Origin of the sequence: Clostridium celatum DSM 1785 (genome assembly GCF_000320405.1) — a bacterium.
Classification (GTDB): Bacteria; Bacillota; Clostridia; order Clostridiales; family Clostridiaceae; genus Clostridium; species Clostridium celatum.
Window position 1 is genome coordinate 20,305 of sequence record NZ_KB291697.1, and the last position, 26,381, is coordinate 46,685.

Here is a 26,381-nt window from a genome sequence, read left to right on the forward strand (position 1 = left end):
GTTTATTTTACTTTTGGAAATATAACTATGTATGCGAAACTCCAAATTTAAAAATGAGGTGATTTTATGAGCGAAGTAAAAAATAGCAATAAAAATTATAATGTAGTTATTATTGCCGGAGTTTTTCTTTTAGGTTCTTTTGTTTGCTTTTTAAATAGTACCTTTATGAATGTTGCTTTATCAGATATAATGAAGGATTTAGATATAAGTGTATCTACCGTCCAGTGGCTTAGTACAGGATATATGCTTGCTACTGGTATAGTAATTCCTTTTACAGCTTTTCTTATAGATAAATTTAAAAATAGAACTTTATTTTTTATAGCTATGGGGCTTTTTACCATAGGAACCTTTATAGGCGCTTTTGCAACTAATTTTCCAATGTTGTTATCTGCTAGACTTATCCAAGGTTTAGCCAGTGGAATAATAGTACCATTAATGCAAACTGTATTTTTAATAATTTTCCCAATAGAAAAAAGAGGCTTTGCTATGGGTATAGTAGGTATTGTTCTTGCATTTGCTCCTGCTATAGGTCCTACCTTATCCGGCTGGATAATAAATAGATATCCATGGAGACATCTATTTTATGTAACAGCTCCCTTTGCAATTGTAGATTTAATTCTTGCTTTCTTTTTGTTAAAAAATGTAACTGAGAATAAAGATGTATCCTTTGATATCATCTCCTTTATTGGCTCTACAATAGGCTTCGGTGCATTACTTTTTGGCTTTAGTAATGCAGGAAATTATCCTTGGAGTAATCCTAATGTATATCTCGCACTTATTATAGGTATAATCTTTCTTATAATATTTGTTTGGAGACAATTAAGTATGAAGGAGCCTATGCTTAACTTAAGTGTATTTAAAAGTAGCACCTTTACATTTTCAACTATAATAGTAATGATTTCCTATGCAGCACTTATTTCATCAGAATTAATACTACCTATGTATCTTGAAAATGTTAGGGGTTCTTCTGCTTTTAATACAGGATTAATACTTATGCCTGGAGCCATAGTAATGGGAATTATGAACCCTATAACAGGTAAGATTTTTGATAGATTTGGTGCTAGATATCTTGCTCTAACAGGATTAACAATACTTACATTAGGTACATTTGGGCTTTCATTCTTAACAACAACTACAACTATTACTTATGTAATTATTGTATACGCAATAAGGATGCTAGGAATTTCTATGCTTACGATGCCACTAACAACATCTGGTTTAAACAGTTTAGATAAAAGACTTTATGCTCATGGTAATGCAGCTAATAATACTTTAAGGCAAGTTGCTGGTTCCATAGGAACTTCAATAATTGTAACACTAATGAGCAAAGTAAGTCTTTCCTCTGGCATTAAAGATCCATTAAAAGCACAAGTTCACGGAATGAATATTTCCTTTGCTTCAACTGCAACACTAACATTAATAGGTCTAATAATAGCTTTCTTCGTAGTAAAAAAACAAGAACCTGTTGATAAAAATTAATAAAAAAAAGAATGAGATAACATTTCAGAAATTATTATAATTTCTTATAGTTATCTCATTCTTTTTTCGCTTTACCTTAATATTCCCCGTAGAATTCTTCTAAGGTTAGGCCTTTTTCTTTTAACTCTGTTGCAAGCTCTACTCCTAAATATCTAATATGCCATGGTTCATAATAATATCCTGTTATATCTTCTTTTCCTTCTAAATATCTAACAACAAATCCGTATTTGTGAGCATTTTCTGCAAGCCATTTTCCTTCATCTGTATAACCAAATTCAGTAACTAAATTGCCTCCATATTGAGCTGCTGTTACATCCATAGCTAATCCTAATTGATGTTCACTAGCTCCTGGTGGCGCTGAATATCCTGAGTATGGATTATATATGCTTGATTGATATGAATATGATCTATACCCTGAAACAGCATAAAGATATATACCATCAGCATCTGCTGCATTAAATAAGCTTTCTAAAGCATTAGCTGCCTCTTTCCTCATATATAATCTATCAGAACTTACTGCCATTCTTACATTTGGTAAAACTAAATCTGAAGGAACAAAATCTTGTGATAATTGACTTTTTTTATTTACACAAACAGTTAGACTATTTGCATCAAAATTTCCAACTCCAATTATTTTTTCACTAGGCTCTTTTACTATCTCTTCTTTAATTAAAGTTCTACTAATTTCCTTATTTCCTTCATACACAACTGTATAGTACTCTTTTTTTTGTCCATTTTCTCCTTCTTTAATAACTCTAGTTTCACCAACTGGAGTTTTATAGTCAGTTACTGTTTTTTCATTAAAATCTATATCTTTTAAGACTTCCTCTGTTTTTGTAGTTAATTGATTTATAACTATTTCATCATTATTTACTATATAATCTTCAATATTTTTATTAATTTTATCATTATTGGATATAGAAATATTTAATTCCTTTAACACTTGTCCAACAGTATTGCTTTTTGTTTTATATTCTTGAATATTTCCATTTAAAATAATAGTAATATTTTTTACTTGATTTATAACTATTGTCGAATTTCTCTTTATCTCTTCATTTAAATCAACTGATACCTCATCTTCAGATGATAAATTTATATTTTCCTTTTGTAATAGATATTGATAATTTTTCTCATATGTATATACAACTTTGCTATTTCCATTTATATCTATTGTAACTTTTTTAACCGATATAATACAAATTGCTACAACTAATACTATAACTCCTAATATACTGTTACTAATTAATTTCTTCTTCATAATAAAATATTCCTTTTCCCATTACTTTATTATCTTAATTTTTCATTCTAATTATTATTATAATATAAAAAAAGCAAAAAGCATCTTTTTATAATAAAATTTATTTTAGTAATCTTTCCAATAATTTTATACTTTTTACTTCTTTTGCCGTTTCATAACTTTGCTACATACTAACATATTAAACTTTCAGTTAACTTATAATTTAAATCTATCTACTTTCTTCTGAATATCTGAAATTTTAACTATTTAATTTTTTCACCACAATATGGACAATATTCAAAAGTTCTATCTACTTCTCTATTGCATTTAGGACATCTTTGTATAGCATAATAATTGCTATAATTATCATTAACCTCATTTAAATCCCAGTAAGTAATTTCTATATTTTCACCTTTTTCAATTGCTTTTCCTTTTTCATTGGAAATGCTAAAAATAGAATTACATCCACTACATATTACATAATATTTTTCATTCCATTTAAAAATAGGAATAAAGAAAAAATGAAAATAAGTAAAGGTTTTTATTAATTTTCCACCATTTGAAATATTACAATTTTTACAAACTATATTATTTAATATTTTAATTTCTTTCTCTTTATTATCTACACCAAATATTCCTATAAAAAACATAATTTCACCTTCTTATAAATATTTCATTTCTATTATAGACCAAATTTAATACATATTAAATATTAACAAATTATATATTTATAAATACACCAAAGAAATTTCATTCCATAATTTGTATTAATTTAACTTTTCATTTATAATATCTTAATAATGATTTTTAGGAGGGATAACTTTATGCCTAGTTTAATTTTAGAAGGTGGAACATTTAGACCAATTTTTACAGCCGGAATATTAGATGCACTATTAGATAATAATATTATTTTTCCTTATTGCATTGGCGTATCTGCTGGAATTACAAATGGTGTATCTTATATTTCCAAACAAAGAGGAAGAAATTTAGAAGTAGTAACCAAATATAGAAATAATAAAAAATATTTTGGATATAGCAATTTTCTTAAATGTAAAAGTATCTTTGGATTAGATTTTGTTTTTGATGAAATTCCAAATAAGCTTGTTCCTTTTGATATGGATACATATAAAAAATATGATGGTAAGATTTTAGTTGGAGTAACAAATGCTAAAACAGGCAAAACAGAATACCTTGATGGAAAAAACTTAGATGATAAAGCTACTATGCTTAGAGCAACTTGCGCTATTCCTGTATTTTTTCCTGTTATAAAAATTAATGGTGAAGAATACTATGATGGTGGAATATGCGATCCTATTCCAATAAGAAAAGCAATACTTGATGGAAATGAAAAACACTTAATAATATTAACTAGACCAAAAGGCTATAAAAAAGAATTTAGTAAAAAAAATGTTTATGCTTCAAAATTATTATGCAATAAATATCCTAAATTAAAAGAACCTTTTTTAACAAGACATGATACTTATAACGAAACAGTTAAATTTTGTGAAGAATTAGAAAAGCAAGGTAAAGCACTAATTCTAAGACCTGATGCAGATAAATCAATCGAAAGGTTTCGAAAAAGATGTGAATAAACTAAAAGCAGGATATGATCACGGCTACGACCTAGCTATACGCCATCTAACAGAAATTAAATCTTTATTTAGTTAAATTACAATCAACGTCAATAGAAGAAGTTTATGATATTATCTTTATGAACTATTATAATTTAGCCACAAATTCACCAATGTTTCTTAGGAAAATATCATAAACTTTTTTATATAAAACTATTTTTTGAAAATACAATAAATAGATAATACTAAAAATTAAATTTAATTAATAATATTAAATTTGAATGCCATATAGCAATGTTTTTGTATCTTTGAATATTGGAATATGTGGGGGATAAAATGTAAATATTATAGTACATGATATTAGTATTATGATAATAAGTAATCCTATATAAAATTTTTCATTTGTGATTCTAATATGTTTATATATGTGAAATCCTAGACATTGTGCTACTAACAGTGCTAAAAATAATGAAAATATATCTATTATTAATAGTGATATTCCTAATGCTCCTGTATAAGTATAATAAAAGGTTGCAATAACAATAGGTATCATTAAGGTTGCAATTGACGCTGAAAATATCCACTTTTTAAAATCTATATCAACTTTTTTTCTTAGTATATAATAGCTTATAACCCACCATAAAACTAAAGGAAGAATTGCCAATTTAAAATGCTCTGCTACACTTTCATTTACTGGAGCGAATGCTCCAACAATTTGTATTTTACCTGTTAAGTTATATACCAAGTGAATTGGAATACTTAATATAAATAAACTAGGTATAGCAAGTATAACATTTCTTTTTATCCTTCTGTAATCATTATTTAATATATTTCTCACAATACTCCTCCTAAAAATATATCTATTATTATCTTATAATCATATATGGATTTTGTTAACGAGTATTTATATTTTTGCAAATTATTCACTTTAAAATACCTATAATAAATTTAATATTTTCTTTCCCATCAACAAGCAACAGCTCTTTTAAATATTATTTCATAATCATAGTTATTATATTTTATTTATTCTACTTCTCTAAAAAGAAAAACTTCTAAGAAATATACAAATATTTGTATTTATCCTAGAAGTTTTTAATTACTTAATTTCTAATATAATATTAGTTATAAACTTGATTTCATATTCATTAACTAAGCCATCTCCATTTAAATCATACTCTGGTTTATTTTTTCCATAGTATTTTGATACAATAGCTAAGTCACCTATATCAACTCTACCATTTTTATTTAAATCTACCTTTTCTTCATCTGAAATTTCAGGTTCTTCAATATCTTTATATTGAATACTTGGTGTAATATAAATAGATGGTTTTGATGGATTTTCTATATTTTGTGCTTCTATGCGAATAAAGTCTCCCTTATTCACAACAAGTTCCATAGCTTCAACATTTACTTTAACTAGACTTTCTGATAATTCATATGAGTTAATTTCTTCTCCATTAATAGTAAAGCTTAACTTAACTTTTCCACCTACATTTCCTGCTTGACGTAAATATGGCTCATCATCTTTAACTGATAAAGTTATTGTTCCAGACTTAGGAACTCTATAAACCATAGAATATCCCTCTTCACGTTGTGCTGTACCTAAAGTATCAATTAATAAGCCATGTGTATGCTCCGTTGGCACTACTGAATGATTTGCAGCTGCAATACCTACTCCCCCATAATTATTTCCATCCCATTGTGGATATTGAGTATTATAGTTTGTAAGATTATAATATTTTCCTAAAGCTTTCTTTTGAGCAAACCAAACATTACCTTGTTTACCTGTATAGTCTAGTGCCCATTGATAATTATTTTTAACATCAATTGAATATATATTTTCTTCACCATTTTCAGCTATAATTTTAAAAGTCATCCCACTTTCTATATTTCCACTTTCTATTTCAGCTTCATCATTAAACACTCTAATAGTAGCATCACTATGGATTTCCACTCCTTCTTTAATTTCAGCTACAGTCATTGGATTATTTTCTAAACTTGGAACATATAAAACCTTATTGACCTCATCAAGCATATATATAGTTCCTTTAATGTCATTATTATTGCTAGCTGCAATGATATCTGATTCATAAGCTCCAATATCAGTATCTCCATTTATTTTATTACCAAAGAAATCGCGTCCACCATTATTTTCAATTGTTTTACCTGCATTTATTGCTGGAGAATTATCTTGCAGTTTATATCCCTCAAAAGCAACTAAATCATTGATAATATTTTCTCCACTACTTGGTTCACTTCCTGTATATGCTATAGGACCATTTCCACCATCTATAAACTGTGGATCTCCTACTATTGCACAGGTATCAGTATCTGGTACATTAGTATAGTTATAGTATAAATTATTACTATAAGTTGCTTTAGTTCCGCCCTTTGTCCAATCTTCTGACTTTTCAGCTCCAGCATTATAAATAATATTATTTTCTATTACTGCAACTCCTCCAGTCATACCTGAACGGATAAATGGTACACCCTCCTTAATATAGAATGTATTATTATAAAAATGTGCATTTGGATGACTTGGTAAATTTAATATACCTGTTAAATCATTTTGACTAATATTATATCGGAAAATTGAATTAACAGCCTCTCCAAGGCAAATCATCACAGCTCCACCACCATTATTATGACTGTAATTATACTGATATATTGTTCCATCACCTGAATCTGCATCCCAAGCTTGACCATCTCCATTTATACAAGTATCAAAAGCTTCATTAAATTGAAATACTGCATCTTTACATTTCCATGGCCAAATTGCTGCTGCAACCTTACCAAATCCTGTTTCACTATAATCTACATCATTTATCTGCCTTGCTGCACCATCTGATACATTATACTCAATAATTGGTCTATCACAATACATTGTTGTAATAGCATCTCCACCAGCATCTTTTACATAATTATTTCTTATTTCAACTCCAGTTGAACCATATTTTGCTATTGTCTCATCTGAAATTTCTCCACCTAAAAACTTATTAAAATACGCTGTATATCCAACTGCAATTCCCCATCGATTAACATTATTTACTATGCAATTTTCAATTTTCACATCATTATACCTTGGTATTCCTGTCTCCTCTTCATTAGTTGGTAAAAATACAGTAAAATAAATTCCTCCATTATTCATATGCTTATCATATACATTTCCAACAACATCATGAACATTCAAACTATCTAAATAAATATGATCAATTGTTCCCTTATCCTTTGCTACTACAGCAACCCCTGTACGATTCATAACTTGTGAAGAATTATAATCTGCTTCTATTTCTGGAGCATTATTAGTTATTTCTAAATTTTTAATATTAATGTACTCTACATCATACAATAATATTGATGATGACACATAGCCCTTATACTTATGAGAAACATTTCCTAATTGCTTTCCATAATCTTGATACCATATACCTTGCCCATTTGTATCAATTCTCGGATTATTTCCTTCTCCATATTTATCAATTTCAATTGAAGCCTCTTCAGAACCACTACCTTTAATGTGTAAAAAGTCATTTGTAAAAACTGAACCAGCTTCTAATAGAACTTTATCACCTTCTTCTAACTCTATTTCATTAATCTTTTGTAAGCTATAAAATGCCTTATTTTCCGATAATCCATCATTATTATCACTTCCATTTAATGTACTTACATAATAAGTTGTACCTATTTCATTCTTTATAGTTTCTGCCTTAACTATTAATGTTGAAGTAAATACTTGAAATACCATTGCACCTGTTAACACTATAGATAGAATTTTCTTTTTCATACTTATCACCTCCTAATTCTCTTTCTCTAATCCTAGTCTTATTTCAGCTGCTGACCCAAACTTCTTTTCCGAATCTGACACACTTTCAACAACTTGAAGTTTTACAAAACGTGCATTTAAAGTTTCAAAATATGCATATTTAGTTTCACCATTATTTTTCCACGTATCTCCCTCTGTATTAACCTTAACCCATTGGTCACTTTCATTTTCTTTCACATAAATTTCATACTTTGTAATAATTCCATTACTTCCTCCAGATTGTCTAGGAACATATTTTAACATTGATATAGGTTGTACTTTATTCATATCAATTGTTATCCAAAGATTTTCTAATGTATCTCCTGCCCATAAACTATGCCATACTGTAGAAGTGTTATTATCTAAAACATTTGATGCTGGTCTTTGAACATTCTGCATTTCTACGCTACCTGCTGTGACTACCATTCCCTCTGGACTATATTCTACAATTACCTTTTCAATTTTAATTTTATACTCTTTAATAGTCCCATTTATAAACTCTACTTTTAATTTATATCTATTGCTTATAAAATCACTCTCATCAACAGTTATATTCTCGTTATTTACAGATAGCTTAACTCCATTGGAATATCTAAAGTTATTTAAAAAATCTTTTACCGTTGTTTTATTCTGTACACCACTAATTGTATCTTCACTAATATTATAAATATCTGAATAAATTTCATTTACAGCTTCTTCATTACCAATATCTGTTTCATATACCCCTATATCAGGTATAAGGCCAATTATATTTCCAAAGAAATCCCTATCTGTATTTCCATTAATATATATTCCAGAGTTTATTGCTGGTGAGCTATCTTCAAGCTTATATCCATCAAACACATTCAAATCGTTTACACTCCCAATTGTAGTTATTGGAGCTGATCCCGGATTTATAAACATAGGATCTTCAGTTATAGCAAATTTATCTGTACTAGGCACTGTATTATATCCATAATATATATTATGTGTAAACTCTTTATTATTTGATGGCTCCCATTCATCATTAGGATTAGCTATACTAACATTATAGAAAATATTATTTGCTAAATATCCTTCTCCTGTAGTCTTTTCGCTTTGCAGATTATGAATTCTAGTTTCTAAATCTCCACCAATATAAAATATATTGTTATATATCTTAACTAATGGATTTCCTTGAAATGTAATTAAACTTTTTAAGTCATTTTGGCTTATATTATATCGGAACGTTCCATTATATGCTTCATTTAAACATATAAGCATAGCTCCACCACCATTATTGTGACTATAATTATATTGATAAATTGTTCCATCGGACCAATCAATATCCCACGCTTGTCCATCTCCATTATTTTGTCCTATTGTATCAAAAGCCTCATTGTTTTGAAAAATGGCATCTTTACATTTCCATGGCCAAATTGTTGCACAGAAGTTTTGCCAATAGCTATACTCTAACATATCTACTCCTGCTTTATCAGAAACATTCTTTTGTATTAATGGTTTATTTGAGTACATAACACAAATCGCATCATTTCCTGGATTTTGTACATAATTTTCTTCTATTGTAATTTTACTGTGTCCATACTTTTCAATTATCTCATCACTAATTTCAGCTCCAGTAAACTTACTATGATTATAGGTGTATCCAAAAATAATTCCCCCTCTAGATACATCCTTAACATGACATCCTTTTATTAGTATATCTTCATATCTTGCTATTCCAGTCTCAGTCTCATTATCTGGCTTTAAAACATTCATTTGGATCCCACCATTATTCATGTGTTTATCTTGAATATTTCCATCTACATCATGGATATATAAATCCTCTAAATGAATACCTTCCATAGTTCCACCATTTTTTGCAATACCAGCAACACCTGTACGATCCATTCTTTCTGACACTTTATCATTTGAATTTAAGTAATTAAAATCATCTGATTTATTAGTAATCTCCAAATTATTTATATTTATAAAATCAGTATCATAAAGTAATATTGTAGAAGAAACATATCCCTTACTTCTATGACCAGAATTAGCCATTGACTGTATATAATCTTGATACCAAATCCCTTCCCCATTACCATTAATGATTGGCTTTATATCACCACCATAGTTTAGTAATTTCAATTGGATTTTCCTTTGTACCACTGACATCTTTTAGATGAATAAATCCATTAAATACAGAACCTGATTCTAACAATACCCTATCTCCTGGCTGTAATTCTATTCTTTCAAGCTTGTCTAATGTTTCCCATGGTTTATTTTCAGTAGTTGCATCATTCTTATTATCTCCTCTAATGCTACTTATATAATAATCTCTACCTATAGTACGTTTATTATCATCTGCGGCATATGCTTTTACTGTAAATAAAGAAGTACATATACCTACAGTAAGTACTAAACTAAGTGACCGTAACATTGTTTTTCGCATAACTATCCCCCTATTTTATATTATTTTTTGTGAAATTATATACGTTATTATCATCCTTAATAACCTTTAAACCTTCAGCACGCTTTGCAACAATATCGTCATAATGTTCTTCACGCAATGCCTTTTTCACATTATCCACCACCTCCTCATATGGAATATAATCATAATCTATTCTATTGATACACTGTATCAAATATAGACACCCATTTTGATCTAAGACTTGTGTTACATCTCCACTATAAAGTTCCATAGAAATTTCTATTATGTCTTCTATAATCTTCGCCTTTGCCGATAACTCTTCTGATAAAATTGTTTCATTTGTAAAATACTCTTTTAATACTTCATCATTTTCAACTAAGCTTGTTAATGAATTATTATCATCAATCTTTTTACTTATCTCTATCATATGTTTTTTTATATTTTTGACTTCTTCATCATCTAACTCTAAATATCCATAGTATACCTTTACATAAGCTAGCTCAAAATCATCATTTTTTATAAATAATCTATCTTTATTTTTATCATAATATTCTTTTCCTTCATTATTTGTAATTTCCATACGTTCATTACTTAAATCATTACAATAAGTTTTTTGAAGTTGGTCTGTTTCATATTCTAAAAATAAATCCTCTGAATATTTAGATAGTCCATATATGGGCTTACCATTTTTTATATTCTCTGCTCTTGTCCTATTTTCATTTTCTAAACGGTTTATAAAGTCCTCATATTTTGCAGAATAAACATACCCATTTTCTTTCGCTATTTCATAAATACTATGAATTCTTACTAATTCATCTATAGTACTATCAGCAAGCATCTTATATGGATATTCGCCATTAAATTCCTCTTCCCAAAAATTCTTAGTTATCTTTGCACCATATTCTTTTATAAAATACTGCGTAATATCATATTTTTTACTATTCATGGCACGAATATATTCATCTTTGCTAATATCTACACCTTCAATTTCAAGCTTAAGATTGCTAATACTTTTAGCATATACTCCAACAGCTATAAGTAAAATAATCGTTGTAACTAACAATACTATAATAAGTAGTTTTTTTTTCATTTTATCTCTCCTTCCATGTACTTCTTTTGCTTTTTTTACTTTATTTACTATAATTATACATCCACTAATGTATTATGTCTTGTTTTAATTATTACTATTTCTAAAAATTCTAAGTAAATATAAAAAAACTCCTAATATAAATACAATATTTGTATTTATATTAGGAGTTAATATTACTATAAATTATTTAAAATTATAATTAGTTACTATAGGTTCTCTAGTCTTTAATTTATCATTATATGCCTCATAGAAAGATAAACCTAAAAAGCTTCCTGTTATATTTATTACATTATCATATCCTAAATTTTGAAGAGCTAAAGCTGCATTATAGCTTCTTTGACCAGTTCTGCAATGTAAATAAACTGGCTTATCTTTAGGAATTTCATTTACCCTTTCTCTTAGTTCGCTTAGAGGAATATTTATCGCTCCTTTAATATGACCGTTTTCAAACTCCATTCTTCCCCTAACATCTACTATATAAGCCTCTTCTTCAACTAAATCCCTTACTTTATCAACATTAACTTGTTTAAATGAACCACTTAAAAGATTAGATGCAACATATCCAGAATAATTTACAACATCTTTTGCTGTTCCAAATGGTGGCGCATAACATAATTCTAAGTCTTTTAAATCCTCCACTGTAGCTTTAAACTTAATAGCTGTTGCAATTACATCCACTCTCTTAACAGCATCTCCTTTTCCTATAGCTTGTGCCCCTAAAACCCTTCCTGTTGGAACTTCAAATATAAGCTTAAAGTGCATAGGTGCTGAATCTGGCATTATTCCTACCTTATCATTTGTTGATATTCTAACTATATCATAATTTATTTTCATCCCTAAAGTATTTATTAAAGACTCATTTAATCCTGTTGATGCTGCATTATAGTCAAATACTTTAATTGCACTTGAACCTATATATCCTTTATTTGCAGTAACCTTTCCATTTATATTATCTGCTACACTTCTTGCTGCCTTTTGTGCTGGACCTGCAAGTGATAATTTAGTATAGCTATGAGTTAATGCATTATATACTTCTATAGCATCTCCTACTGCATAAATATCCTTATCATTTGTTTTATAGTTTGCATCTACAGCTATAGCTCCTGTTTCACCAAGCTTAATTCCTGCATTCTTTGCAAGCTCTACTTCTGGTGCTACCCCTATAGCCATTACTACAGCATTAGCCTCTATTTCCTTTCCTGAAGCTAAAACAACTGTATCTTTTTCAAATTTAGCAACTTTATCCTCTACAATTAAATTAACCCCATGGTCTACCATTTCTTTATGAAGTATTTGAACCATATCATAATCAAAAGGTTTTAATATTTGTGGTGTAGCTTCTATTAAAGATGTATTATATCCACCTTTAATTAAATTTTCTGCTGCTTCAACTCCAATGTAACCTCCGCCAATTACAACTACATCTTTTACATTTAAATCTTTAATAAATTTATTTAATCTATCTATATCTACAACATTTCTTATAGTAAATACATTAATATTTTCTATTCCTTTAATCTTAGGAACTATTGGTTTTGCCCCTGGTGAAAGAATAAGCTTATCATACTTTTCTTTATAAATTTCACCACTTAATAAATCTTTAATTTCAATTTCTTTATTTTCTCTATCTATATACAAAACTTCACTACTAACTCTTGCTTCTATATTATATTGAGCTTTAAACTTTTCTGGACTCATTAAAACTAATCTATTTGCACTTTGAATTGTTCCACTTAAATGATATGGAAGAGCACAGTTTGAAAATGATACATGAGGACCTTTTTCAAACATTATAATTTCATCATCTTCACTATTTCTTCTAAGTCTTGCAGCAGCTGATGCACCCCCAGCAACTCCACCAACAATTAAAATTCTTTTTTTCATATTACTTCACCTATCCCTTATCCTAAATTCTCTAACTACTTAATTTATTAAGTACATCTTTTATTACTATCACTAAACTCATTGATTGGGTAATGTATCTTAACTCTTTTATCCCTATTTATACTTTACTTAATCTCTATGCTTTCCCAAATAAGAACCAACTCCACCATCAACATTAATTACATCAAACCCTTTTTTTCTAAGATCATTACAAGCCATAGAACTTCTTCCCCCTGATTGGCAAATTATATAATATTCCTTATCTTTTTTTAAGTACTTATCAGGGTTACTTAAAAGTGTTTGCATCGGTATATTTTTTGCTGTCTTTATTGAACCTTCTTTATACTCATAAGCTTCTCTTATATCTATAAGCTCTATATTCCCAATTAAATTATCAATATCATTTACATTAACTACTTTTCCACTATTTCTATTAAAAAATCCAAACATAAAATTTTTCCTCCAAAACTTTAATTTTATCTTTCGTATAATTTTTAAAAATTTTCTCTTAAACTTCTTTGTGTAATTACCTTACTACTATAGTTTATTCTGCATTTTAAAAATAGTTTGTGATTATATCACCTTAAAATATCATTTAAATCTTTTTCTATTGTTATTTTTCCTCTACTTAATTTTAAATATCCTTGTCTTTCTAATTCCTTCAACCTTCTACTTACCACTTCTCTTGCAGAATCAAGCTCGAATGCTAAATCATTATGTGTTATATAAATATTTCTACTATTTTTTTCAATAAGTAATTTAACTAATCTCTTCTCTAAAGATTCATGTTTAACCTCTTCCTTAACATTTATAATAAGCTTAAATTTTTCATATAAATCCTTATATATATACTGTAAAAATAGTTTATCTTGTAATAGATATCTATTTACTATATCAAATGGAATAACACATATTTTAGAATTTTGAATTGCTTTTCCTATAATATTTAAAGATTTACAATTCATAAAACAGCTTAGTGCTTCATGACATAACTGACCCCTTTCTATATTATAAAGATTAGTTTCTTCGCCCTTTTCATTTATCTTACTAATCTTTATCATTCCACTTATAACAAATAAGAATCCCATACACTCTCCTTCATTTGCAGTTAAATATTCATCAGCAATAAGTTCTTTAAATATAGTTTTTTCTTTTAAAATTCCTTCATTTTTTTCATCTATTTGTGCAAGTATTGGATATGTTTCATAAAGCTTATTTATATTACTATTTATATTGCTATTAATTTCATTAATCATATTTTATACTTCCCCCTAATAACTAAAATTCTAAGCTATTAAATATTTTTAATATTTAATATATATTATTTACTATTTTATACCTTAAATATATAAAATGTGTGATTAAGTCACATAAGCACTTAATTCATAGTATGTATCCTATACAAATAATAAATTAAAAAGTTTCTATTCTTAAAAATAAATTCATATAATAAAAACTTAATTTACTATTTTTAATATAAAACTAATTACTAATAGAAATATAAATAAAAAAGTTAATGAGATAAACTAATTCTAGCTTATCTCATTAACTTTTATAATATCCATTACCCTTGGTAGTTTAATAATAAATTCTGTTATTTCTACGGTACTATGTACAGATATAGTTCCTCTATGATTTTCTATAATTTCTTTTACTATAGCTAGTCCTAAACCATGTTCTTTATCTATATCTTTTTTGGTTGTAAATCCAGCATTAAATATTTTTTCTATAATATTATCATCTATTTTAGGACCATCATTTGTAATCTTAATAATAACATCTTTAATTCCGTAATATGTTCTAATAGTTATAATTCCTCTTTTATTCATAGCTGTAACAGAATTTCTCGCAATATTAGATATAACTCTTTGTATTTCTAACTCTGTTAAACTTGTATCTTCTAATTTAGCTTGTTCATCTATAATTACATTAATTCCTGTATGCTCTATACTACTCATAATCATAGCTATAGTTGAGCAATCACTATTTGCTATCTTTATCTCTTGTTTAATAGTATTATGTCCATTTATTATATCTTTTAATAACTCTCCTAACCTCTCATGCTTACCCATAAGATGAAGACCATAAAGGTATGAAATTTGAGCTCCATAATCATGTTTAACCTTTTTAAGTTCATTTATTTTTTCTTCTAAGGCTACATTTAATAAGTCTATTTCCTTTGCCTTTTTCTCTATATAAGAAAAATATATAGTAATTCCAATTATAAAAACTCCTAATAATATAAATATTATCTCTTGCATTATAGGATTATCTCTCCCATGAATTATGCTATTAAAAGATGCTATAAAATCCACTACTACAGTTATTATAATCAATGTTACTATAGATGATACTTTTGACCTAATACTTTTATAAATTTTATAGCATAACTCCCTTTTACTAAGCACCAAAAATGCCATTATAAATTGTGGCATGTACATAAATATTACCATACCTAATTCTACATACTCTGCTGGTAAATTTGGCTGAATAAATGGGAAAAATATATTAGAGCAAATTAATAAATTTATGCATATAGCAAAATATATCATACTAAATCCTATTGTTGCTCCTAAATGATCTTTCTTATATGTAATTGCTCCGAAAAGCATAACAACTATATGGCTTACAATAGCGCCTAAACCCGAAGCTCCCATAATTGAAGATATAATCACAGTAACTATACATAAAATTACTATGTAAATCATCATTTCAAACTTATTCTTTTTACTTTTTTCATCAACACAAAAATTTATTATACCAATAATCATAACATATTGTAATACAGTGTTTATTAAATCTACTAAAAATATCATTTTAAAACTATCTTAGCCCTTTCATTGAGTCTGGTATTTCTTCTACACCTATTGTAAGTAGTGATGCTGTTCCTGAATTTATCATTACACTTGTTAACATTAATATAAAACATCCTAAGTATTTTTTTAGTTTCATACCTTCACCTCCTAATCCTATGCTTACTTTCCATATTTATTAAACATAAACATAACTTGTATAATATTTGCCCATACTATTATTTGAGAAAACCATTTAACTTTAAACATAATTAATGAAATTATACTTAAAATTATTATATTAGTAATTCCTATAAATCTATTTCTTTTAATAAGATCTTTTCTAGTTAAAGGCATTTTATAATTTATAACTGGCGCCTTATTATATACACAAAAAATACTCATTAAATTTATTATAAAACAGCCTACTAAACTTAAATCACTAGTATTTGCTAATAAAATAATTGCTAATACCAAAATGAATGTAGCCAAAAAACATCTAATTTGGCTGTCTTCGTGATATCCGCCTATAAATGGTTTTGTAATTGACATAATTCCAAGTATTAATATAGCCTCTTTTAAATGTCCAAACACAGCTAATATCAGCACAATAATTATAATTTTTATAACTTCATATAAAAATACTCTAAGAGTATATTCCATTTGCTCTTCTTGTTCTTCAGTATAGTTATTATATTTGGATAAATCTCCAATTATATTTCTTGAAAGTTTTTTTATCATTTAATTACCTATAATTCATTCGACATTTTTCTACTTTAATTATAGCATTTTATCCTGTTTATGTATAGCTTTTCCTGTTATATAATTCAATTTATATAATTTTATTGTCAATTTTAATTTTATAGTCTTTATTAAATGAAATCTTTTATGTTAAACCTAATTTTAATAATCTCTGCTAAAATTTAGACCAAAGGCATATTTTGTAAAATAACCTTTGGCCTAAATTTGATATTATAATATTTTCCTTATATTAGATATATCATATTCTTTAATTAACTTTTTATTATCTTCTGTATAAATTATTAAACTAACCTTTCCTTCCTTATATCTTAAATAATTACCTTTACTTTTGCTACCAATTACATTTACAGATTTACCTCTCTTTAGTTCCTTAATATTAGTTGAGTTACAATACTCACATTTATCATTTATTGTGAATACTCTTTGACAATCTAAACAGTAATTTAATTTTTGCATTATAGCTCCCCCTATAAATTTAATCTGAACATTTACATATTAAATTTATATGAGTTTTTAATTATTTATATAACAAAATTTATAATAAACATTTTATATAAAAATAATTTTATACAAAACATAAATTTTTCTTATAACTTTACTACTTTTCTAATTTATAAATCACTAAACATGAATCTTATGGTTATGATTTTCTTTAACTGTAGCTATATTATTTGCATGATCCCCAATTCTTTCTAAATTTGATAATAAATCAAAAAATATTAATCCTGCATCTGTATAACATTTCTTAGAATTTAATCTTATTATATTATTATTTCTAAATTTTCTTTCAAGCATATCTATGCGCTCTTCTACTTCATCAACAACTTCATCTTCATTTTCATCTTCTTTAATAAATCTTCTTATAGCTATATCTACAGAGCTTAAAGTTACTTCAAAAATTTCTTTAATCTCATTTAATGCTTCTTTAGATATTTCAATTTTATTATTAAATTTATTTATAGCCAGTTCTACAATATTTTCACAATGATCCCCTATTCTTTCTATATCATTAATGGTATGATACACTTCACTAATTAACTCTGCATTTTCCTTAGGTAAATTATGTTGTGAAAACTCCACTAAATAATCAGTAATATCCTTTTCTAATATATTAATAATATTTTCATTTTCATATACATTTTTTATATCATTATCATCTCCATAAAAAAATGCTTTCATTGCTAATTGAAAATTATCTCTTGCAATTTGGGCCATTCTTACAGTCTCCTTGACTACTTGAGTACTTGCTACAACAGGAGTTTCTAAGAGCTTTTTATCTAAATATATTGCTCCACATATTTCTTTTTTCTCATCATCAGGTAAAACCTTATTTACAAACTTAACAAAATAATTTGATATAGGTAATACAACTATGGTTATCACTATATTAAAAATTGTATGAGCATTGGCAACTTGCCTACCTAAATTATACGGGGTTAAATATGCTACAATTCTTATAACATAAGCTGAAAGTGGTAAAAATATTATAGTTCCAAATATTTTAAATAATAAATGTAAAAGAGCTGCTTTTTTAGCAGTTTTATTTGCCGTTAAAGATGCTATTATGGCTGTAACACAAGTTCCTATATTACATCCTAATACTATAGGAAAAGCAATTTTCATATCAATTGTTCCTGCCGAAGCTAAAGCTACTAATATTGATGTTGTTGCCGAAGAGCTTTGTACTATAGCTGTCATTACAACACCAACTAAGACACCAAGTATTGAATATTTCCCCATTACTATGATTATCTCTTTAAAAACTTCTAGTTCTGCTATAGGCTGCATAGATGATGACATTAAGTTCATCCCCATAAATAATATCCCAAAACCTACTGAAATCACAGCAATATCTCGTATCTTTTTCTTTTTAGATACTAACATTAATATCGCACCTATTCCTATAAATATTGGTGCTACAACTTCTAGCTTAAAACTTACCATTTGTGCTGTTATTGTTGTTCCTATATTAGAACCTAATATAACACCTGTTGCTTGTATTAATGACATAAGTCCTGCATTAACAAAGCTTACAACCATAACTGTAGTTGCACTAGAACTTTGAATCACAGCTGTTACTATAGTTCCTACAAAAACACCCATCATTTTATTATTTGTTATTTTTTCTAATATACCTTTTAACTTCTCACCTGCGACATTTTCTAGGCCATCCCCCATCAGCTTCATTCCGTATAAAAACAAACCTAATCCTCCGAATATACCTGTAAAAATTTCAAACCCACTCATACTTTTTTCTTATCCCCTCATAATCGTATTTTTAAAATTTATGTATACTTTAAACTTTTTATTCATCATTTAATTTTACATTTTACTAATAATACTTAAACTATAAAAATACTACTTTAAAATAAATAAAAAATAGTGTTATGCAATAACACTATTTTTTATTATAAATATTAAAACTCTATTCATATAAAATTTTGCAAGTTGAAAAATCTAAATAATCTCTATATTCAAATTTACATGCTTTTAGAAAATTCTCCTCACTCCAAAAATTATTTCCTATAATACAATTACTATCTACTACCTCACTTAATTCATTATATGATATTACATTATTATTTTCATTAATTGCTCCTTTGATACATTTTAAAATATCAGAATCATATTTATCCTTAACTAAGGTTTCTGCCTCTACATTAAACTTTAAATCCCACACTATAAATTTCTTTTCATTAGATAAATTTGAATCTTTTTTAATAGAAAGTGAATTAACTTTTATTTTCATATTTATCCCTCCAAACATTTAATGTATACCTTTACATATTAGATTATATTAATCTACTTTCAAAATTAATCCTATTATTTTATTTATACTAAATATTTCGTATTTTATTTTTCTACTTTTTATTTATATATTTTTATCTATACTTTATCTTTCGTACAAAACAGCCATAAAAATCATATATTAAAATAGTATTTATATACTAACTTTTCTTTATATATTCATTGAATTTACTATTACTTATAAAGCTATATTCTATTTATAATATAAGATTCTAGATATATTTTTTTAACCTTACTTAAATTAAAGTAACTAAAGTTTTATCACTTAATACATGGAGGATATTAAATTGAAATGTAAGAATAAAGATACTATGGCTGAAGACATAGAAAATTATTTAAATGATTTAGATATACAACTTGCAAATCTTGAGAAACTCGGTTCTTCCCTTTTAGTAATCGGATATGCCTTATTTGTGTACGGATCTAATATAGATATTCTTGATACCTTAGGTATAAATAACACTGGCCAAACTGCTACCTCTATAACTCTTCAAGGTGGCGAACTAATTTTATATGGATATATACTACTATTTATAGTTTCAGCAAAAAGATTAGAAGAAAAAATTTTTGAAAATGAAGCTACCGAAAATACTTATGTACTTTCACCATACCAAAAATTATATTTTTCATACTGGGTAGCTATATTTATGAATTTACTTAGAGTTAGTGCATTATCTGAATTAGATTATTTAAATAAGTCTGGTGAAGCTTTTGTATAATTTATATTATTTTATTTATAATAAAGCTCCATACCTTTGTATTTTACGATACATTATGGAGCAAACCTTTTCTTATTTCAACTTATTAATAGCTTCTTATATTTACTTATAATACAAAAAATTCTTTTATTCAAAATAATTTACAATATTAATTTCCTTTAAATAATGTATTTTTATTTTTATTTAACATAAAACAATATTAACATAACTTTTAAATAATTTAGGAGGTAATTATGTCAAAAAGTGAAAAGATATCTCAAGTACTTAATGAAAGTAATACTGACCTTAACTTACATGAAATAAAAGCTAAAACTGGTGCTGGTAATGGATTTAAATATCATACTTCTACTTCTAAAAGCTCACTTATCAATAACACTAATAAATCTAAAAAAATATATGATATAGTTACAAATATTGAAGGTAAAATAAACTTACATAAAATTAAATCTCAAACTGGTGCTGGTAATGGTTTTAAAGATCTTTCAAGTAATAATATAAAAGAAAATATTTCTGATTCCAGAGCCTACGCCCATAAGAGCCATAAAATTCATGCAATATTTCATGCTTCCGATAGAAAGCTTAATTTACATGAAATAAAAGCTAAAACTGGTCCTGGTAATGGTTATAAGCAACATTAAAAAAAGTAAAGCTTGCTCCATAAAGTTAAGGTGCAAGCTTTACTTTTTATTTCTCTGAAATTATAACCTTATTTTTCCCACTATTTTTCGCTTTATATAAAGCTTCATCAGCAATACCAATTATCTTATTTGCTTGTATTTCATAATTATCAATTAATTTAACCCCCATACTTATAGTTAAATCAACTTGTCCTTTATCTTCGAAAACAAAATTTAAATTTTCTATGTTTTGTCTAATTCTTTCTGCTATAATCTCTGTATTTGTATCATCAGTATCAACAACTACAACCAAAAATTCCTCTCCGCCATATCTTCCTACTATATCACATTTCCTAATAGAATAATTTATAGCTTCTGCTACATTTTTTATAGCCTCATCTCCACATTGATGACCATATACATCATTAATATTTTTAAAATTATCTATATCAATCATCATTACAGATAAATTGAAGCCCTCATGCTTTCCTTTGTTATGTAATTTATAATATCTTTTAAGTACTTCTCTTCTATTATATATATTTGTCAATACATCATGAGTCGCAGAATATTTAACTTCTTTATATAATCTTGAATTTTCTAAAGCAATTCCTATATAAGTAGATAATATTTTTAAAGTTGTTAACTCCTTAATTCCATACTTACTTTTTTCACAATGTTGAGTGCTAATAACACCTATTATATTTTCTCCTATAATTATTGGAACAAACATTAAGGATTGAGCAATTCTTCCCGACTCTAAATTTTGATCTATTTTATTATTTTCTAAAGCCTCAATGTCTCCACTTATATATTTTTTATACTCTTTTATAGTATCTCCAATTAATATCTCTTTCTTATTATTTATACAATAAGACGTAAAAGTATTTTCATTAACATATCTATTATCTACAGATATTCTCTCTTTTTCCTTTAAAATAAGTTCATATTTATACTTACAAATACTTTCATCATAAATAACTATTTGAAGTAAATCGAATTCAATTAAACTTTTTACTTCACTTATTATAACATTTAAAATATCTTCTTTTTCTAAGTTTGATATTATACTTTGTCCAACTTTATATAAAGCTTCTGCTTGTTTATATAACACCTTATACGTCTTTTCTATTAATTGTTGCTTCTTATCATCTAATATATCTAGCTTAATATTTTTATTTTTTTCAGCCTCTTTCTTAAATTCCACATATCTTTCCAAATAAAAATATGCTTTCTTATACATTCCTAAACCTTTATAAGCTTCACTAGAAAACTTACAAAATAATGCTTCATCTATACTTGCCCCATTATTTTCTCGTATACTTTCAATTTCCTGCAACTTAGATATAGCAATATCAAAGTTTTTCATCTTTAAATCTAAAGCAATCCAATTAAATAATATTTCTACAACCCATATAAAGCAGTCTATATTTTTAGCAATTAATAAAGCTTCTTTATAAATATCATCTGCTTCACTATACCATTGTTTCTCTACATATATATTTGCCTTAACTACTAAAACATTAAATAGTATTTTAGGAGCATAATCTTTAGAAATCTTATATGCCTTTTTTATAGACTTAACAGCCTCATCTAAATTTTTTAAATTTCTCTCACATTCTGCTTTATTTATATAAGTAATAACTTCGTGTTCTCTATATTCAAAATAAGCTGCTTTTATTAATTCATCTAAAACTTCTTTTGCTTTATCAAATTCTTCTAATTCCATATATAACCCTGACATATTTACTTTAATGGCCGCTAGGCTTTCTTGATTGTTATACTCTTCAGCAAGATTTATGCCCTTTAATGCCCATTCCATTGCTAAATCATACTTGCCATCTCTACCATAATCAGCTATAAGAGAAACTATAGAGTTCAATATACCATCTTTATCTTCCTGAATTTTAAATAATTTAAAAGCTTTTATATGATATATTATTGCATTTTCAAAATCCATGTTCTTATAATAAACTTTTCCCTTTTCAATTAAAAACCATGGATAAGCTTGCTGTAAATCATTTTCTTTGCAATAATTTATTAATTTATCTATTACATCCTTTGCTTCAACTACACTTAATAGATTTATTTTTTTACTTAATATTTTAGCATATTGACCATCACTTTTTAATTCGTCTAACGCAACTATTTCTTCATCTACTCTTATTACCATTTCTAATATCAACTCTCTTATTTGCATATATATTTATATTTTATATTAAATAAATTCCATAGGTCAACCTTTTTTCCTATAATATTCCAAAGAAAGTTCTTATTATTATTTAAAATACCTTTTTAGATAATTTTTAAATATCCTTTTTAGTATTTTTATTTTTTTTTGAAACAAAACAATATTATAAAAAATATTATATTTAATTATGATTAATATTTTAAACGGAGATAATTATGGATAATATAATTAATTATGTAGAGAATGAGTTACATACAATAACTGAAAAACCTTTTAATCCTGTAGATTCGTTAGTTCTTTCTCAAATTTGCTATATAAACTTTGGAAGTCTAGTAGGACATGTCCATGAAAACAAAAAACATATTACTTTTAAAGATTTGCTTAAAACCGAATGTTTCCCTAAGATGTTTGACTCCATTCCTTATGGAACAAATACTAAAGCCTTACTTTTTGCACTTGCTGCAAGTCCAAGATTTAGAGATATAAGAATAAATTACTATATATCTAAAACTGATTCTACTTTTGAAAAACAATTTTCAGCTATAACATTTATATTAAATAATACTGCTGCTTACATTGCTTTTCGTGGTACAGACTATACTGTCGTAGGATGGAAAGAGGATTTTAATATGGCTTTTACAAGTCCTGTTCCATCCCAAATAGAAGGGGTGAATTATCTTAATACTATTGCTAAAATAATTCCCCATGACCTTTATATAGGAGGACATTCAAAAGGAGGAAATATTGCTGTTTACTCAGCTATGAATTGTAATTATAGAATTTCAACTCGTATTAAAAGTATTTATAGTCATGATGGACCTGGCTTTAGAAAAGAAATAATACAAAGTGATAAATTTAATAGTATAAAAGATAAAATTCACAAAACACTTCCTCATTCATCACTTATTGGAATGCTATTAGAAAATCATGAAGATTATCATGTAATAAAAAGCAATAAATTTGGTGGATTAAAACAACATAATCCTTTTTCTTGGGAAATATCAAATTGTGATTTTAATTACTTAGAAAAAATCTCTAGTAGTGCACAATATACAAATGATACTTTAAATAAATGGTTAAGCGAAGTTGATGATAATAAACGTAAGATACTTATAAATACCTTATTTGATATACTAAATTCAACTAGCTCTAAAAGTTTTATTGAACTCTCTCAAAACCGCAAGAAAAATATTCCTATTATAATATCTGCAATAAAAAACATGGACGCTGAACTAAAGTCTATGTTTATAGAACTTATTAAGGAACTTTCCTCCTTATACTTAAAAAATCTTGCCCCTCACGAAAAATCAAATATGTCAGATTTTAAGAAATCATTTATCTCACATTTATCATCAAAGTAAACTAGTGAAATTTATAATATTCTAAATGCAAAAACACCTAATAGAATTTAATTGCTCTTATTAGGTGTTTTTACTTTATTAATTTTTTATTATTTCTAATTTAAAGATATTTTTTATATAATACTATTTATTTTGTCATTTAAAAAATTATTTATATTTTTATCTTTATAGTATTCTCTTACAATAAAGAAAGAAATAATTAATATAACTGTTACAATAATTCCACCTTCAGGGCCAAAAGCTCCACCGTTAAATTAATGATGATTTAATATAATTACATTTTTAACACATCTTATAATCGCCAAAACATGTTATGTATAATTATCCCCTTTATTATGTAATAATACATCTAACTATTTAGTATAAATATTATTTGTATTCATAAATAAAAAAACTCAATAATATACTATCCTAAATTAAAAATATAAAAGGAGTATATTATGACAATACTTGGGCTAATTTTATCTTTAATAAGTGGAATATGCTGGACCATTGTATATATTTCAATGATTAGAACTGGATTTAAAGAAAAGACTTATTCAATGCCTTTATTTGCATTATCTCTAAATATATCTTGGGAGCTTATTTATACCATTAAAGGATTTTCAACTTGTATAACTAATATCCAAAATTATGTTAATTTAACTTGGTGTATTTTTGACTTTATAATAATTTATACTTATTTTAAATATGGGAAAAATGATTTTAAAGAAACAGCCTTTAAAAAGTATTTTATTCCTTGGTCAATCTTAATATTTGCTATGTCATTTATTATAGAATATGGCTTCCTTATTGAATTTGGAGAATCAACATCTAAAAGCTTACCTTTAGTTTCGTCATTTATAGAAACTAGCTTAGGTGCTTGGTATTCTGCTTTTTTACAAAACTTAATAATGTCACTTTTATTTATTTCTTTGTTATTTAAACGAAATAGTTTATTAGGTCAAAACCGTACTATTGCAATCTGTAAATGTATTGGAACCTTAACCCCAACTATACTATTTGGTATTATACTTGAAAATAATCTTGTCTTAATATTAGGTAGCTTTTGCTTTATCTTTGATTTAATTTATATTTTCTTAGTATTTAAATATATATCTATTTCTAAAATATTAAATTAAAATGTACTTAAATATTCATAGCATATAGCCTTATATCATTGAATATAAGACTATATGCTATGTTCTTACACTCTTAAGGCTAAATACGACATAATTTGATTTTGACTTTATTGTTTCATTGATATATACTTAAGTAACAAGTTAGGCAAAGTAATTTGCACAACATAATATCGCGGGATGGAGCAGTTGGCAGCTCGTTGGGCTCATAACCCAAAGGTCGTAGGTTCAAGTCCTACTCCCGCAACCAATAAATAGATCTTATTCTTACTATAGGGTTTATTTTTTTTGCTTATTTTAATTACTGTACAAATCATATAGAAAACTGCTAAAATGATTTCTTTTATGAAATCATATGTGATTTTATAATACACTACATAATTAGTATCATTAAGGATTATATAGTAGCATATACTACTATATTCTATGCTATCTCTTCTTAAGACTAAATATGAGACAATACAATTTTGACTTTATAACTTTACTTTGATATACTTAATTCAATAAGTTAAGCAATGAATTTTGCACAATATAATATCGCGGGGTGGAGCAGTTGGCAGC

At 26.6% G+C, this 26,381-nt stretch carries 22 protein-coding genes, 2 tRNA genes and 1 pseudogene (1 of these 25 running past the window's edge); 8 read left to right on the forward strand and 17 right to left on the reverse strand.

Annotated features, from left to right (window positions below; translation table 11 throughout):
- Positions 1 to 66 precede the first annotated feature (66 nt).
- Complete coding sequence (locus HMPREF0216_RS13625) at positions 67 to 1,479, forward strand: MDR family MFS transporter (protein ID WP_005215376.1); 1,413 nt, start codon at positions 67 to 69, stop codon at positions 1,477 to 1,479.
- A 76-nt stretch (positions 1,480 to 1,555) separates the two neighbouring features.
- Here HMPREF0216_RS13625 and HMPREF0216_RS16525 read toward each other — a convergent pair whose 3' ends face one another.
- Together HMPREF0216_RS16525 and HMPREF0216_RS13635 are read right to left on the reverse strand one after the other, a co-directional pair.
- Positions 1,556 to 2,737, reverse strand: coding sequence for a D-alanyl-D-alanine carboxypeptidase family protein (locus HMPREF0216_RS16525; protein ID WP_005215379.1), 1,182 nt, complete (start codon positions 2,735 to 2,737; stop codon positions 1,556 to 1,558).
- 242 nt (positions 2,738 to 2,979) lie between these two features.
- On the reverse strand, positions 2,980 to 3,366 hold the full coding sequence (locus HMPREF0216_RS13635) for a zinc ribbon domain-containing protein (RefSeq protein ID WP_005215380.1): 387 nt from the start codon (positions 3,364 to 3,366) through the stop codon (positions 2,980 to 2,982).
- A 174-nt stretch (positions 3,367 to 3,540) separates the two neighbouring features.
- Between HMPREF0216_RS13635 and HMPREF0216_RS13640 the strand changes: the two are divergent.
- Positions 3,541 to 4,384, forward strand: a pseudogene (locus HMPREF0216_RS13640) (patatin-like phospholipase family protein).
- Positions 4,385 to 4,558: 174 nt separating this feature from the next.
- On the opposite strand, the gene HMPREF0216_RS13645 reads toward HMPREF0216_RS13640, so the two are convergent.
- The 14 genes from HMPREF0216_RS13645 to HMPREF0216_RS13700 all read right to left on the reverse strand — a co-directional run bounded on the left by HMPREF0216_RS13645 (position 4,559) and on the right by HMPREF0216_RS13700 (position 19,755).
- On the reverse strand, positions 4,559 to 5,125 hold the full coding sequence (locus HMPREF0216_RS13645) for a DUF6512 family protein (RefSeq protein ID WP_005215385.1): 567 nt from the start codon (positions 5,123 to 5,125) through the stop codon (positions 4,559 to 4,561).
- A gap of 258 nt (positions 5,126 to 5,383) precedes the next feature.
- Positions 5,384 to 8,071 (reverse strand): dockerin type I domain-containing protein, encoded by a 2,688-nt coding sequence (locus HMPREF0216_RS17800; protein WP_005215386.1) that lies wholly within the window; start codon positions 8,069 to 8,071, stop codon positions 5,384 to 5,386.
- 12 nt (positions 8,072 to 8,083) lie between these two features.
- Positions 8,084 to 10,195, reverse strand: a complete 2,112-nt coding sequence (locus HMPREF0216_RS16535) for a discoidin domain-containing protein (RefSeq protein ID WP_005215388.1) — start codon at positions 10,193 to 10,195, stop codon at positions 8,084 to 8,086.
- Positions 10,170 to 10,499: a hypothetical protein gene (locus HMPREF0216_RS16540; RefSeq protein WP_005215390.1), complete on the reverse strand. Its 330-nt coding sequence runs from the start codon at positions 10,497 to 10,499 to the stop codon at positions 10,170 to 10,172. Before HMPREF0216_RS16540 ends, HMPREF0216_RS16535 begins: the two co-directional genes overlap by 26 nt.
- Positions 10,500 to 10,509: 10 nt before the next feature.
- Positions 10,510 to 11,568, reverse strand: coding sequence for a hypothetical protein (locus HMPREF0216_RS13660; RefSeq protein WP_005215392.1), 1,059 nt, complete (start codon positions 11,566 to 11,568; stop codon positions 10,510 to 10,512).
- A 183-nt stretch (positions 11,569 to 11,751) separates the two neighbouring features.
- Positions 11,752 to 13,452 (reverse strand): FAD-dependent oxidoreductase, encoded by a 1,701-nt coding sequence (locus tag HMPREF0216_RS13665; protein WP_005215393.1) that lies wholly within the window; start codon positions 13,450 to 13,452, stop codon positions 11,752 to 11,754.
- 129 nt (positions 13,453 to 13,581) lie between these two features.
- Positions 13,582 to 13,902: a rhodanese-like domain-containing protein gene (locus HMPREF0216_RS13670; protein ID WP_005215395.1), complete on the reverse strand. Its 321-nt coding sequence runs from the start codon at positions 13,900 to 13,902 to the stop codon at positions 13,582 to 13,584.
- Between the two features lie 128 nt (positions 13,903 to 14,030).
- A complete protein-coding gene (locus HMPREF0216_RS13675; protein ID WP_005215398.1) occupies positions 14,031 to 14,708 on the reverse strand; it encodes a Crp/Fnr family transcriptional regulator in 678 nt (225 codons plus the stop codon).
- A 276-nt stretch (positions 14,709 to 14,984) separates the two neighbouring features.
- Positions 14,985 to 16,268: an ATP-binding protein gene (locus HMPREF0216_RS13680; RefSeq protein WP_005215399.1), complete on the reverse strand. Its 1,284-nt coding sequence runs from the start codon at positions 16,266 to 16,268 to the stop codon at positions 14,985 to 14,987.
- A 7-nt stretch (positions 16,269 to 16,275) separates the two neighbouring features.
- The gene (locus HMPREF0216_RS17970; protein WP_005215401.1) at positions 16,276 to 16,404 is read right to left on the reverse strand and encodes a hypothetical protein; all 129 of its coding nucleotides are present in this window, start codon (positions 16,402 to 16,404) and stop codon (positions 16,276 to 16,278) included.
- A gap of 23 nt (positions 16,405 to 16,427) precedes the next feature.
- Complete coding sequence (locus HMPREF0216_RS13685; protein WP_005215402.1) at positions 16,428 to 16,985, reverse strand: accessory gene regulator B family protein; 558 nt, start codon at positions 16,983 to 16,985, stop codon at positions 16,428 to 16,430.
- A gap of 231 nt (positions 16,986 to 17,216) precedes the next feature.
- The gene (locus HMPREF0216_RS13690; RefSeq protein ID WP_005215404.1) at positions 17,217 to 17,462 is read right to left on the reverse strand and encodes a hypothetical protein; all 246 of its coding nucleotides are present in this window, start codon (positions 17,460 to 17,462) and stop codon (positions 17,217 to 17,219) included.
- A 165-nt stretch (positions 17,463 to 17,627) separates the two neighbouring features.
- Positions 17,628 to 19,253 (reverse strand): Na/Pi cotransporter family protein, encoded by a 1,626-nt coding sequence (locus HMPREF0216_RS13695; RefSeq protein ID WP_005215406.1) that lies wholly within the window; start codon positions 19,251 to 19,253, stop codon positions 17,628 to 17,630.
- Between the two features lie 178 nt (positions 19,254 to 19,431).
- Positions 19,432 to 19,755, reverse strand: a complete 324-nt coding sequence (locus HMPREF0216_RS13700; RefSeq protein WP_040420018.1) for a hypothetical protein — start codon at positions 19,753 to 19,755, stop codon at positions 19,432 to 19,434.
- Positions 19,756 to 20,101: 346 nt separating this feature from the next.
- Here HMPREF0216_RS13700 and HMPREF0216_RS13705 point away from each other — a divergent pair, with 346 nt between their 5' ends.
- Both HMPREF0216_RS13705 and HMPREF0216_RS13710 read left to right on the forward strand, forming a co-directional pair.
- The gene (locus tag HMPREF0216_RS13705; protein WP_040420020.1) at positions 20,102 to 20,533 is read left to right on the forward strand and encodes a hypothetical protein; all 432 of its coding nucleotides are present in this window, start codon (positions 20,102 to 20,104) and stop codon (positions 20,531 to 20,533) included.
- Positions 20,534 to 20,766: 233 nt separating this feature from the next.
- Complete coding sequence (locus HMPREF0216_RS13710; protein WP_005215411.1) at positions 20,767 to 21,171, forward strand: hypothetical protein; 405 nt, start codon at positions 20,767 to 20,769, stop codon at positions 21,169 to 21,171.
- A 46-nt stretch (positions 21,172 to 21,217) separates the two neighbouring features.
- Here the strand turns inward: HMPREF0216_RS13710 and HMPREF0216_RS13715 are convergent, their stop codons facing one another.
- The gene (locus tag HMPREF0216_RS13715) at positions 21,218 to 23,335 is read right to left on the reverse strand and encodes a sensor domain-containing diguanylate cyclase (RefSeq protein ID WP_169317586.1); all 2,118 of its coding nucleotides are present in this window, start codon (positions 23,333 to 23,335) and stop codon (positions 21,218 to 21,220) included.
- Positions 23,336 to 23,556: 221 nt separating this feature from the next.
- Between HMPREF0216_RS13715 and HMPREF0216_RS13720 the strand changes: the two genes are divergently transcribed.
- The 4 genes from HMPREF0216_RS13720 to HMPREF0216_RS13735 form a co-directional block, all read left to right on the forward strand.
- Positions 23,557 to 24,702: a DUF2974 domain-containing protein gene (locus HMPREF0216_RS13720; protein ID WP_005215416.1), complete on the forward strand. Its 1,146-nt coding sequence runs from the start codon at positions 23,557 to 23,559 to the stop codon at positions 24,700 to 24,702.
- 440 nt (positions 24,703 to 25,142) lie between these two features.
- Complete coding sequence (locus HMPREF0216_RS13725; RefSeq protein WP_005215418.1) at positions 25,143 to 25,823, forward strand: transmembrane-type terpene cyclase; 681 nt, start codon at positions 25,143 to 25,145, stop codon at positions 25,821 to 25,823.
- A 171-nt stretch (positions 25,824 to 25,994) separates the two neighbouring features.
- Positions 25,995 to 26,070, forward strand: a tRNA-Met gene (locus HMPREF0216_RS13730).
- Positions 26,071 to 26,358: 288 nt separating this feature from the next.
- Positions 26,359 to 26,381: transfer RNA gene (locus HMPREF0216_RS13735), tRNA-Met, on the forward strand (it continues 80 nt past the right edge of the window).